Source organism: Stenotrophomonas sp. STEN029 (genome assembly GCF_056760015.1).
Genome location: NZ_JBRREC010000122.1, coordinates 1 through 11,522, shown reverse-complemented (window position 1 = coordinate 11,522; position 11,522 = coordinate 1). Strand labels below are relative to the sequence as shown.

Genomic DNA, 11,522 nt, shown 5'->3' with positions numbered 1-11,522 from the left:
GCTAACCATGCTGCAGCGCTGGGAATTCCCGCCATCTGCTGATCCACGAGCTTCGCGGCTTACGCCGCTCCTACAAAAAAGCGGCTCCTGCAACTGGTCAGCTTTGATGATCCGCGCGATAGCGCTCAAACGCGGCAATCGCATCCTCCACCGTGATCAACGACATCACGTCGTCGAACTCGATCTTGGTGCCCCATTTCAGCGCGCTGGCCGGCTTGTTGAGATAGCGGCGGGCGGCATCGTCATAACGGTCCACGCAATAGCGGCGGTCGGAATACGGGCCGCTGCGTGCTGGGTTGCTGGCCGCATGCAGGCCCAGCACCTTGGTGCCGACCGCATTGGCGATATGCATCGGCCCCGAGTCCGGGGTGACCAGCAGCGAGGCGCGGGCCAGCAGGGCCGGCAACTGCTTGAGCGTGTCCTTGCCGACCAGGTCCAGCGCCGGGTGCTTCATCGCGGCGAGGATGGCGTCGCTGGTGCTGCGTTCCAGCTCGCTGCGTCCGCCGCACAGTACCACCCGCCAGCCCTGGCTTGCAGCGTGGTCGGCCAGCGCGGCGTGGCGCTCGGCGTACCAGTTGCGGCGCTGGTGGCTGGAGCAGGGCGAGATCATCAACACCGGCCGGCCATCTTCCTCCCACTGCGCGCGCGCCCACTCATGCGCCTCCGGTGGTGTGGCCAGGTCCCAGCTGACCTCGGTCTGCTTCAGCCCCAGCGGCTCGCAGAAGCTGCCGATGGCATCGAGCACATGGATGCCGGGGCGGTCGGGGATGCGCTCATTGATGAAGAGCCCATGCAGGTCCTTGGAGCGTGACTTGTCGTAGCCGATGCGGCGCTTGGCCGGGATGAAGGCTGACAGCAGGTTGGCGCGGGCGGCCACCTGCATCTGCAGCAGGGCATCGAAACGGCCAGGCGGAAATTCGCGACGCAGCGCACGCATTCCAGCCAACCCGCTGTTCTTGTCGTAGACGTGGAAACTGACCCCGGGCAGGCCGTCGAGCAGCTTGTGGCCGGCCTTGTCGATCACCCAGTGCAGTGGCGTGCCCGGAAACCCCCGCTGCAGTGTGCGTACCAGCGGCACCACATGGGTGACATCACCCAGTGCCGAGAGGCGCAAAAGACACAACGGGGACGACGATGCAGGCATGTGTTGTTAGACTCGTAAAGATGGTCGCATTCGACGCCACTGAAGCGCTGACGCCCTGCCGCGATGGTCGCGGCTATGGCGCCATTCTGTTCGACCGCGAACGCCTGCGGCAAGCCGATCCCGGTTTGTTCGTGCCTGCGCAGTGGGGCAGCAAGGCCCATCCGGTGGGCGATGGCGGCCGTGGCGGCGCATGGTTCATCGACGCGCCGTTCGGTCGCAGCGTGTTGCGCCAGTACCTGCGCGGCGGTGTCGCCGCCAAGATCAGCCACAGCAGCTATTTGTGGCGTGGTGCCAACCGGACGCGCAGCTTTGCCGAGTTTCGCCTGATGCGCGAGCTGATCGCGCAGAAGCTGCCGGTGCCGCGCCCCTACGCGGCGTTCTACATGCGCGAAGGCCTGCGCTACAAGGCGGCACTGCTGATGGAGCGGCTGGAAGACGTGCGCTCGCTGGCCGACCACGCGCAGGTCGCCGGGCGCGGCGCGCCATGGGAGGAGGCCGGGCGGATGATCGCGCGCTTCCACCGTGCGGGCCTGGATCACGCTGATTTGAATGCCCACAACATCCTGTTTGATGACGCCCGCCGTGGTTGGCTGATCGATTTCGATCGCGGCGTGCTGCGCATTCCCGCCACCCGCTGGCGCGAGCGTAACCTCAAGCGCCTGCTGCGCTCCCTGCTGAAGCTGCGCGGCGCGCGCAGCCGCGAGGACGTCGAGCAGGACTATGCGCGGCTGCGCCGCGCCTATGATCTGGCCTGGAACCGGGGCGTGTGACATGAGTTGGGCGTTGCGTTTCCTTGGCGTCGGCAATGCGTCGGCGGTGGAGCTGGGTTCGCCGATGTCGGTGATCGAGCACGGCGGCCAGCCTTGGCTGACCATTGATTGCGGCGGCGAAGGACTGACGGCCTATCGCAGCCATTACCGCGCCATGCCGGATGCGGTGTTCGTCACCCATATCCATCTGGACCATGTGGCCGGTTTCGAGCGCCTGTTCGTCGATGCCTTCTTCAACCCTCAACGGCGCGGCAAGGTGCGGCTATACGTGCCAGCGCCGCTGGTGCCGCTGCTGCACAAGCGGGTAGGGGACTACCCGAACGTGCTGGCCGAAGGTGGCGCCAACTTCTGGGACGCCTTCCAGCTGATCGTAGTGGGCGATGCGTTCTGGCATGAGGGCGTGCGCCTGGAAGTGTTCCCGGTGCGCCACCATTGGCCGGAAACCGCCTACGGCCTGCGCCTGCAGGGCGCAGTGGTGTGGAGCGGCGATACCCGCCCGATCCCGGAGATGCTGGCGCGATTTGCCGGCGACAACGAATTGATCGCCCACGACTGCGGACTGCACGGCAATCCTTCGCATACCGGCGTTGACGACCTGGAGCGCGAATACGACGCCGCCACCCAGGCGCGGATGATGCTCTACCACTACGCCAGCGCCGCCGACGGCGAAGCGCTGCGCGCGCGCGGCCACCGCGTGGCGATGCCGGGTGAGTGTGTGCTGTTGAGCGAGCCAACGGCACCGCGTGCGGAGCCGTTTGAGGGTTGAGCGTCGTGCTTCGGCTCCACGAAGCTTGGGCGCACGTAGAGCCCAAATTGTCCGCAGCAATGATCACTGAGCCCCTCTCCCGCCAGCGGGAGAGGGGTTGGGGTGAGGGCAAGGCCGGAGCCGGTCCAGATCAGCCTCACCCGAACCCTCCGCAGCAACGTGACCCGGGTAAGCGCAGCGCACCCGGGATGCGTGCCGGGGGCTCACAATCAAGAAAGGCCAGCTCGTGGCGGGCAATCCTGCAAAACAGCTGCACGGCCAGAGCCCCGGGTGCGCTGCGCTTACCCGGACTACAACGCGCACAAGCAAAAGCCACCGCTTCATCAGCGGCGGAACTTTCCAAGGCCCAAAAAGGTGGCGACCCCGCCGGCTGACCTCGGCGCCCGCGTCGATCGATACCGTTGCTGCCTTCCGGCCCTGGCGGGATTTTCGACCTAGCGTCGCGAGGGGCCGACGGGGCCACCATAGAGACGGTTTGGCCGCGCTAGGCGCGGCCATTCACGATACGAGAGGCTGGGGCGATGCGATCATCAGCCGCCGATGCTTCATGGACCGGACACAAACTGGAGCAGGTCCTGATCGTGTGCGGCGATTGTAGCGTATGCACTACCGCCCGACCAGCGTTCCGGCTTGAACCCCGTGTAACCCGCAGCCGCCGTTTAGCGGCCCCAGACGCCCGGCTTGGATAGAATGCCCACCCAACGGAGGACGACCTCCGCCCATCACGGGACTTCACCCAGGACGGCCTGGCTTCTCTAGGAGGCTGTATGGCTTGGATCTATCTCGTGATCGCTGGTGCGCTGGAAATCGTCTGGGCGCTGGCAATGAAGCAATCCCACGGTTTTACCAAGCTGGTTCCCAGCATCGTCACCATCGTCGGCATGATCGCCAGCTTCTGGTTGCTGGCCTTGGCCATGCGCACCTTGCCGCTGGGCACGGCCTATACGATCTGGACCGGTATCGGCGCGGTAGGTGCCTTCGTCATCGGCATCATCTTCCTGGGCGAGCAGGTCAGCGCGATGCGTATTGGTGCGGCGGTGCTGATCGTCAGCGGCCTGGTGCTGATGAAACTGTCCAGCAGCTGATAACAGCCTCAGTCCTCGCGCAGCACCAACACCATCTCGACCGCATCCAGACCCGGGCCGTGGCCATCGGCCACGATCCGGGTCATGCTGAATCCGAGTCGCGCGTAGAAGTCCTGCGTGTGCTGACTGGTGCTGAGCTCCACGCGCTTCGCGTTCGGGCTCTGTCTGGCCTGCTGTAAACGGGCAAGACTCAATTGCCTGCCGAACCCCTGCCGATGCAGGCTGCGCTCGACCATGCCCCAGCAGAAAACGGCGACGCCATCGTCGCGTATCGCCAAACCGCCGCAGGCGACAACCTGGTCATCGTGCTCGATCAGCTGATAGTCGCAACCCTGCGCATCGCGCTGTAGGAACTGCGCGAAGTCAGTGCGTTCGGCTAGCGTGAAGTACTCGGGCACATTGCTGTCGAACAGTGACAGGCAGGCGTTGGCATCACAAGGTTGATAGGGACGGATCGGCATACGCTGCAATCTAACAGCTGGGGAGGGGGCTGCTTTGGCTTTGGCTTTGGTTTTGGTTTTAGCCCCTCTCCCCTTGGGGGAGAGGGTTGGGGAGAGGGGAGCGCGAAGCGTGCTTTCAACGGTCAAACAACGCAAACCTAGCAGCACAAAAACCAATCAACGCGACATCGAATAAGGCAACGTCGCCGCATCCGCGGCCCAAGACTTGTTCGGCTCAGCCTGCATCGTGAACCGCAGCTCCCCACCAGCAACAATCTCCTGATGCGTCACATAAGCCCGATCCAGCGGCTTGCCATTGAGGCTCACCGAACCAACATACGTATGCGCAGCATCCAATCCAGTAGCCACGATGCTGAAACGCTTCCCATCCGGCAGATTCAAGGTCGCCTGCGGCAGGAATGGCCGGCCGATGATGTACTGGTTGCTACCCGGCGTAACCGGATAGAAACCCAGCGCGGTAAACACATACCAGGCCGACATCTGCCCAAGATCATCGTTACCCGCCAAGCCGTCCGGGCGTGCCGCGTACTGCGTGTCCATGATCTGCTTCAAGCGTGCCTGCGTGCGCCACGGCTGCCCGGCATGTGCATACAGATAGGCAACATGGTGGCTTGGCTCGTTGCCATGTGCGTACCAGCCAATCAGCCCGGTGATGTCTTCCATGTGCGCGAAGATCGACGGATCAACCTTGGCTTCAAACACATCGTCCAGACGCTGCAGCAGCTTGTCGCTGCCACCATGCGCCGCAGCCAAGCCGGCGACATCCTGCGGCACATACCACGAGTACTGCCAGGCATTGCCTTCGGTGAAATCCGTGCCGTAACCGCTGGCACTGGGATCAAACGGCTCGCGGAAACTGCCATCGCGCTTGCGCGCGCGCATGAAGCCGGTGCCCTGGTCGAATGCATGCTTCCAGTTCGCTGCACGCTTGCTGAACTCGCTCGCTACCTCGGTCTTGCCCATGTCCTTGGCCACCTGTGCGATGGTCCAATCGTCATAGGCATATTCCAGCGTCTTGCTGGCTGCTTCGCCTTCCTCGTCGATCGGCACATAGCCGAGCTGGCGGTACTGCGCGATGCCGTCGTACGGCCCGTAGTTGGCGCTGGCGACCATCGCCTGCAAGGCCTCTTCGGTGTCGTAGCCACGGATGCCCTTCATATAGGCATCGGCGATCACCGGCACGGCGTGGTAGCCGATCATGCACCAGGTTTCCAGGCCGTGGAACGACCACACCGGCAGCACGCCATAAGGGCTTTCGCGGCGTGAGGCCAACAGCGAATTGACGAAGTCGTTGGTGCGTTGCGCTGGCTGCACCAGCGTGGCCAGTGGGTGCAGGGCGCGATAGGTATCCCACAGCGAGAAGGTCGAATAGTTCGTCCAGCCCTTGGCCTGATGCACCGCGTTGTCCGGCCCGCGATAACGGCCGTCGCTGTCCATGAACAAGGTTGGCCCAAGCAGCGTGTGATACAGCGCGGTGTAGAAGCGGGTGCGCTCATCCGCGCTACCTTGTGCCTCGACAGCGCCCAGCGCTTCACTCCATTGTTGCTTGGCGGCGACGCGCATGCCATCGAAATCCCAACCCGGCGCTTCCGCATCGAGGTTGGCAATCGCGCCTTCCTCGCTGACCGGCGAGATCGCCACCTTCACCAGCAAGGGCTTGCCGGCCTGCGGCACCACATCAAAGGCAGCAACCAGCTGCCGGCCTTCAATCTGCGCGCGCTGCGTCGGGTCCTTCTCGCCCGGCGGCGGGAAGCCCTTGTAGGCGACATCCTGTTCGGTGTCGTGCAGCTGATGGCCGCTGAGCGGCTGCGAGAAACGCATCGCAAAATACAGCTGCCGGCCTGGCGCCCAGCCGCGCGTCTCGCGGAAGCCGGTAACCGTGCCATCGGCCCGCACCCGCAAGCGCGACCACAGGATCTTGCCCGGGTAGTCATACATGCTGGTGCGCAGGTCGAGCACTACATGTGCCGGCTTGCCAGCCGGGAAGCTGTAGCGGTGCATGCCAACGCGCGCGCTGGCAGTCAGCTCAGCACGCACCTTGTAGTCATCCAGCGTCACCGCGTAATAGCCCGGCTGGGCGGTTTCGCTGGCATGACTGAAGCGCGAGGTGTAGCCGCTCAAGGGCTGATCGGGATCGCCGCGCTCCAGCTTCAGCTCGCCGGTAGTGGGCATCAGCAGCAGATCACCCAGATCCGAATGGCCGGTGCCGGAGAAGTGCGTATGCGAGAAACCGACGATGGTGCTGTCGTCATAGCGGTAACCCGCCGCCCAGCCATAACCGTTCTTGCGCGACTGGATGCGGGTATCGGGCGAGAGCTGGACCATGCCGTAAGGGACGGTCGCACCCGGATAGGTATGACCCTCGCCACCGGTGCCGATGAAGGGGTTCACGGCGGCGTAGGCGGCTTCGTTGGCGGCGGGCGAGGCCGCCAGCGCTGAAGGCGCTGCCAATGAGGAGGTTGCCACGGTTGCTGCAAGCACTAACAGGGTCGCGCCAAGCTGCTTCATCCCGCACCTTTTGGATCGGTCTAATGTTGGGAAGCTAGCATGTCCAAGGACGGTCTGGCGGGCCATCGGTCCTGTCTGGATCTGAGACGCGGCGCTGCAAACTCCACTGTGGCAGGAGGTTGCCGACGGTGGTTTGGCTACTGAACCTGACCCGGATGCGGGTTTGCTGTGGCGGAAGTTTGGATCTACAATGTATCTACATCTGTGGAGGCATCATGCACGCCAAAATTCAGCGTTGGGGCAATAGCGCGGCCGTTCGCCTGCCTGCATCCATTCTCAAGGCCATGGATCTGGGAAGTGGTGACACGCTGGAGATTGGCGTCGAAGAAGGCGCGTTGATCCTGACTCCGGTCAAGGCACGGCCCCGCTATCAATTGTCAGAGTTGCTGGCGCAGTGCGATTTGAACGCACCGCAGGATGACGAACTGGTCGCCTGGAACAGCAGCAGGCCGGTAGGAAACGAAGCGTGGTGAGCCGCCCGCGATTCGATCGCGGCGACATCATCCGGGTCCAGCTCAATCCAAGCGCCGGCCAGGAAATGCAGGGTGATATGCGGCCAGCACTGGTCCTGAGTCCAGCACCGTTCAACGGCACAGGTTTGGCAATCGTTGCCCCGATCACCCAAGGTGGAATGGTGGGGCGGAATGCAGGGTTCGCGGTGTCGCTGTCAGCGACGGGCACCGAGACGCAGGGCGTGGTCCTGGTCAATCACCTGCGCAGCATGGATTTGAATGCGCGCGGTGCACGAAAGGTGGAGCGAGCGCCTGCCAGTGTTGTGGATGAGGCGTTGGCGAAGGTAGCGACGTTTCTTGGGGAATCGGTGGAGTGATCCGAAGAAACTGCGGATATTGAGGTTGCCGGTGGCTCAAAGAGCGAGCGCTGCAATTCCATCGAAAGTGATTTCTTCGAGTCTCTGAACTTGGCCTTGGGAATTTCTTCGCTGGCTGGCAATTGACAGGAAAAAGCAAAGGCCACCCGATGGGCGGCCTTTTCTTTTTTTATCTGGCGGAGAGAGGGTCTGCCTTTTGGATGCCTAATGAGGCGCAGGCGATCTCAAGTTGCATCCTGTTTTGGCCTTATTTTCAGTGGCTTAGGCTAGAATTCGTACCGGTCTGGCACAATGGTGTCCAAAGAGAGCAAACAAAAGATGGCATACTGAGTGGCATGCTGGAAACAAACGGCTAGAGGTGATGCATGGCTTTGATAACGGATGTTAAGGCTCGTAGCCTAGCCCCGGGCGGTCTGGCCGTTCCGCACGGCGGAGTGACCGGCCTGACCCTTTTCCCATCGGCCTCGCAGAAGGGCAAAGGGAAGTGGGTGCTGAGGTTTGTAAGTCCTGTTACCGGCAAGAGGCGCAATGCTGGGCTAGGTACCTATCCGGAAGTCAGCATCGCTTTGGCGGGAAAGTTGGCTCGGGAAATGCGGGTACAGATCGCTGCAGGGCAAGATCCGTTAGAGGCCAAGGCGACTGACCGCGCCAAGCCGAAAACACCAACCTTCCAGGAGGCGGCGGAGCAACTCCATGGAGAGTTGAAGCCTGGGTGGAAGAATCCCAAGCATGCACAACAATGGATTAATACGTTGGTCGCGTATGCCTTCCCGGTGGTTGGCTTCCTTCCTATCGATCAGTTGCAGCCGCGACATATAGCTGACGTGTTGCGCCCAATCTGGTTGGAAAAGGCTGAGACAGCGAGCAGGGTGAGGCAGCGTTTGCACGCGGTTATGGCTTGGGGTTGGGCGCACGGATTCAATCAGGCCAATCCTGTCGATGTGGTTACACACCTGCTTCCTCTACAGCCAGGAAAGTCAGTCCGCCAGGAGCATCAGCCCGCAATGCCTTGGGCGAAGCTTCCATCGTTCGTGAAATCGGAGCTTGCTGGAGCTGGTGAATTCGATGTCACGCGGAATGCCTTGCTGTTTCTTATCTTGAATGCAAGCCGTTCCGGTGAGGTGCGCGGGATGACTTGGGCGGAGGTGAACCTTGGCGCGAAGCTGTGGACGATTCCTGCTGGTCGCATGAAGGCCAAGCAGCCTCACCGAATTCCGTTGTCAGAACAGTCGGTCGATCTGCTCAAGCGCCTAGAGGGTCATCACGATGAGCTTATCTTCCCCTCGGTGCAGGCCCGCTCAATCTTGTCGGATATGACGCTCACTGCGTTGTTAAGAAGGGTGGGCGCATCGAGCGCTACGCCAGGGCGTGTTGCGACTGCCCATGGGTTCAGATCAAGCTTCCGTGATTGGTGTAGCGAGCAGGGGTACGCACGTGACCTCGCAGAGCGAGCGTTGGCACATACGGTGAAAGACAAGGTGGAGGCTGCCTACCACCGCACAGATCTCTTGGAACAACGTCGTCCGATGATGCAGGCTTGGGCCGACTTCGTTTACCCTCCTGCGAAGAAGCCTAAATAGGATTGTCTCGATACATGACGTCTGAATCGCACGCCATTCGAGTTTGGCCGTTAACCACCGTGCTTGACGGGAACAATCCTATTGAGTTCATTCACAGGCTCGTTGATGCCGGATACGACAGGTTCTACGTCAAGGTCCCGCAGGGCTTTCAGGCCAGTATGGTTTCCATCGATCCATTTCCTCCTGGATACCAGCTCCTAGGGCCCCAGCAGTCAGTCACAAAGCCCGCGCCTGACGGCAATCAGTCTAGGATCCGGTATTTGCGGCTCGATACCGCTCAGTTGCGTGAGCTCCTTGAGAATCCTCCGATAGCCCTGCGCCAATTGGGCGGGGGAGGTTTGGAGTCTGGGTTGACGCGCGATGGCCTTGTTTCTATTGATTTCAAATACCGACATAGTCTGCCTAATGTTCTCCTGCCGACTTCGGCAGCCATTGCCGATAAGGTGCCCGCCAAGTTTGATATCAGCTCTGTTGGACCTGTGGTCGTGAAAACTCCGAATCGCATTAGAAGTGAACATTCATACGTTCTCCATGGAATTCGCGTCACGGACCTGTTCGTTGAGGAGCGCGCACTGAGTGACGTCCTGGAAAGCATGCGGACGATTAAGGCTGTGCCGGTTTCTGAGGATCTGCCGGATGACCCCTATGGGTTGAAAGATTCGTCGCCATTGGTATACGAGATCTTCCGTAGAGCCTATCGAAATCGAGGTAAGGCACGCAGTGAGATCGATACGCCATCGCTTGCGGCGGAATTTCGAAAATTGAATGCCAGTTACAAGAAGAATCCCAAGCCTTTCAACGACGGGAGGCATGAGTTCGCGGCAACGCTCGCTAACCCCGGCTATAGCTATTCGTCGGATGGACTTGGAGAGATTGATCTGCCCGAGGAGACCGTGAAGGTTCCGGAGGACGCATTTCTCGATCAGGTTTTCATCAACCACAGGCTCAGAAAACTGCTCTACGCCGCCTGTCGTTGGAATGGTGCTAAGAAACCAAGCCTTGGATGTGATCGGGAGGAATTGGTGGATCTCTTGGTTGGTCTTGGGTTCTTTGACCGGGAAGACAATGACCAGGTGCAGTCATTGATTTACTTCATCACTGGTGAAAAGTACCGGCGTAACAAGCAAATGGGCGACTTTAGGCACATGCGCGGTGATCGAGGGTGACACCAAGTTGGGGATGGGTAACAAACGTGCCCGGTCATCTTCCATTCCTCCAATCCGGGTGCCTTGCTCGGCGCGTGCCCGTGCGGCGGCGACGCCAGGCCGGGTATCCATGGCACTTCAGCTTGGCTACGTGACCGGTCTGCGAGGCGAGTCGCTGTTCAATAGTGATTACATAAAGAAACTCGACTGTTCCTTCGGAAGGACAATCGAGTTGGCCGAGGACGCCTCGCGCCGGGGCTGGCTCCCGCTCAAGCGGATCGGCCGGGTGGTCGGAGTACTTTCTCTGACTTGATCACTGCGCAGGAAATGGAGTCGCTGCGTGAGCCTAGTTAAACGACCGCCTCAGTCCTGTAGCCAATACGTCTCCGCATGCCGCGACGCCACCTCCGATCGCGTGTCCACTAAAGACTGGGCGATTCCGCGCCAGGAAATTCAGATCCCGAGCTGGCTCTTTGTTGCCCCGCACTTCATCGACTGACTACGTAGGCGCGCCAAGGCCAGTGAGGTTTCCCATTCGCGAAGCATCCGGCATGGTAAATTTTTGTACTGTCCGGTCATAAAATCTGGCCCGGCATCTTGTTGAACAGAGGCGGGCGAGCCTACTATTCCTAGGCTAGGAGGAGGGGCACCGTGCTGGTGATCGCTCCGATTCGAGTGAAGTCAATAATTAGGCCGCTGAGTTGGCCTCTGTGAGGATAGAAATGGCATGGTCAGTATCCCCTGTGTCTGGGACATCGGTAAAGTACAAAAAAAAAGGTGATTATTACGAATCGAAGCTACCCGTTCAAAGGGGAGCGTGTGACCTTCGAAGTGAGTCGGGTGCGTACAAGACCACCGATGATGTAGCCACGTATCAGTACACCGCAGAAAGCGAACACGGCACTTTTTTTTGCACCGTCACCGCAAGACGGAAGGGGCTCGATTGCAGCGCGGAGATTGAGGAGGTTTTCGTCACTCCTCCGGAGGCATGTGAGATCGAGGATAATCCAGATTTTGAAGTCATCCAAGAAGAGGATGACGCGACTTAACGAGTCTTCCCAAGCGCCTGGCTGCTCAATGCCGGGCGTTCCCGGCAAAATAAGCGAGCATCCATTTTGGGTAGATGAATCGCCCAGGCTTTTGTAGACACTCTTCAGCCGTTTAGTGCGTACTGCCGTTCAAACTCTATCGGGGACAGGCCGCCATTGGAACCGTGTCGCCGTGTCGGGTTGTA

Annotated in this window: 11 protein-coding genes and 1 other RNA gene; 8 read left to right on the top strand and 4 right to left on the bottom strand. The window is 60.7% G+C overall.

What is annotated here, in order from left to right:
* Positions 1 to 97 precede the first annotated feature (97 nt).
* The gene (locus ACVOLI_RS19075) at positions 98 to 1,144 is read right to left on the bottom strand and encodes a glycosyltransferase family 9 protein (RefSeq protein WP_282272062.1); all 1,047 of its coding nucleotides are present in this window, start codon (positions 1,142 to 1,144) and stop codon (positions 98 to 100) included.
* A gap of 20 nt (positions 1,145 to 1,164) precedes the next feature.
* Here ACVOLI_RS19075 and ACVOLI_RS19070 point away from each other — a divergent pair, with 20 nt between their 5' ends.
* Together ACVOLI_RS19070 and ACVOLI_RS19065 are read left to right on the top strand one after the other, a co-directional pair.
* Positions 1,165 to 1,914, top strand: a complete 750-nt coding sequence (locus ACVOLI_RS19070; protein WP_296247846.1) for a 3-deoxy-D-manno-octulosonic acid kinase — start codon at positions 1,165 to 1,167, stop codon at positions 1,912 to 1,914.
* Position 1,915: 1 nt separating this feature from the next.
* Complete coding sequence (locus ACVOLI_RS19065) at positions 1,916 to 2,680, top strand: MBL fold metallo-hydrolase (protein WP_481615579.1); 765 nt, start codon at positions 1,916 to 1,918, stop codon at positions 2,678 to 2,680.
* Between the two features lie 360 nt (positions 2,681 to 3,040).
* On the opposite strand, the gene ffs is transcribed toward ACVOLI_RS19065, so the two are convergent.
* Positions 3,041 to 3,137, bottom strand: an RNA gene (gene ffs / locus ACVOLI_RS19060) — signal recognition particle sRNA small type.
* 310 nt (positions 3,138 to 3,447) lie between these two features.
* Here ffs and ACVOLI_RS19055 point away from each other — a divergent pair.
* The gene (locus tag ACVOLI_RS19055) at positions 3,448 to 3,765 is read left to right on the top strand and encodes a DMT family transporter (protein WP_296247842.1); all 318 of its coding nucleotides are present in this window, start codon (positions 3,448 to 3,450) and stop codon (positions 3,763 to 3,765) included.
* Between the two features lie 8 nt (positions 3,766 to 3,773).
* Here the strand turns inward: ACVOLI_RS19055 and ACVOLI_RS19050 are convergent, their stop codons facing one another.
* Positions 3,774 to 4,226, bottom strand: a complete 453-nt coding sequence (locus ACVOLI_RS19050; protein ID WP_481615578.1) for a GNAT family N-acetyltransferase — start codon at positions 4,224 to 4,226, stop codon at positions 3,774 to 3,776.
* A 156-nt stretch (positions 4,227 to 4,382) separates the two neighbouring features.
* Entirely contained in the window at positions 4,383 to 6,734 is a 2,352-nt protein-coding gene (locus tag ACVOLI_RS19045) for a GH92 family glycosyl hydrolase (protein ID WP_481615577.1), read from the bottom strand.
* Positions 6,735 to 6,949: 215 nt separating this feature from the next.
* Between ACVOLI_RS19045 and ACVOLI_RS19040 the strand changes: the two genes are divergently transcribed.
* From ACVOLI_RS19040 to ACVOLI_RS19020, 5 genes are all read left to right on the top strand, one after another.
* A complete protein-coding gene (locus tag ACVOLI_RS19040) occupies positions 6,950 to 7,207 on the top strand; it encodes an AbrB/MazE/SpoVT family DNA-binding domain-containing protein (protein WP_481615576.1) in 258 nt (85 codons plus the stop codon).
* Entirely contained in the window at positions 7,204 to 7,563 is a 360-nt protein-coding gene (locus ACVOLI_RS19035; RefSeq protein ID WP_481615575.1) for a type II toxin-antitoxin system ChpB family toxin, read from the top strand. Before ACVOLI_RS19040 ends, ACVOLI_RS19035 begins: the two co-directional genes overlap by 4 nt.
* 434 nt (positions 7,564 to 7,997) lie before the next feature.
* Complete coding sequence (locus tag ACVOLI_RS19030) at positions 7,998 to 9,143, top strand: tyrosine-type recombinase/integrase (RefSeq protein WP_343229765.1); 1,146 nt, start codon at positions 7,998 to 8,000, stop codon at positions 9,141 to 9,143.
* 14 nt (positions 9,144 to 9,157) lie between these two features.
* Positions 9,158 to 10,309, top strand: coding sequence for a hypothetical protein (locus tag ACVOLI_RS19025; protein ID WP_296247831.1), 1,152 nt, complete (start codon positions 9,158 to 9,160; stop codon positions 10,307 to 10,309).
* 701 nt (positions 10,310 to 11,010) lie between these two features.
* Positions 11,011 to 11,337 carry a hypothetical protein gene (locus tag ACVOLI_RS19020; RefSeq protein WP_296247829.1) on the top strand — a complete coding sequence of 109 codons (327 nt, stop codon included), beginning with the start codon at positions 11,011 to 11,013 and terminating at the stop codon, positions 11,335 to 11,337.
* Positions 11,338 to 11,522: the final 185 nt, after the last annotated feature.

Excerpts from the sequence above, each read along its gene's own strand:
- ACVOLI_RS19050 (WP_481615578.1), bottom strand. The coding sequence starts at position 4,226 with ATGCCGATCCGTCCCTATCAACCTTGTGATGCCAACGCCTGCCTGTCA.
- ACVOLI_RS19075 (WP_282272062.1), bottom strand. The coding sequence starts at position 1,144 with ATGCCTGCATCGTCGTCCCCGTTGTGTCTTTTGCGCCTCTCGGCACTG.
- ACVOLI_RS19065 (WP_481615579.1), top strand. The coding sequence starts at position 1,916 with ATGAGTTGGGCGTTGCGTTTCCTTGGCGTCGGCAATGCGTCGGCGGTG.
- ACVOLI_RS19070 (WP_296247846.1), top strand. The coding sequence starts at position 1,165 with ATGGTCGCATTCGACGCCACTGAAGCGCTGACGCCCTGCCGCGATGGT.
- ACVOLI_RS19020 (WP_296247829.1), top strand. The coding sequence starts at position 11,011 with ATGGCATGGTCAGTATCCCCTGTGTCTGGGACATCGGTAAAGTACAAA.
- ACVOLI_RS19055 (WP_296247842.1), top strand. The coding sequence starts at position 3,448 with ATGGCTTGGATCTATCTCGTGATCGCTGGTGCGCTGGAAATCGTCTGG.
- ACVOLI_RS19040 (WP_481615576.1), top strand. The coding sequence starts at position 6,950 with ATGCACGCCAAAATTCAGCGTTGGGGCAATAGCGCGGCCGTTCGCCTG.
- ACVOLI_RS19025 (WP_296247831.1), top strand. The coding sequence starts at position 9,158 with ATGACGTCTGAATCGCACGCCATTCGAGTTTGGCCGTTAACCACCGTG.
- ACVOLI_RS19045 (WP_481615577.1), bottom strand. The coding sequence starts at position 6,734 with ATGAAGCAGCTTGGCGCGACCCTGTTAGTGCTTGCAGCAACCGTGGCA.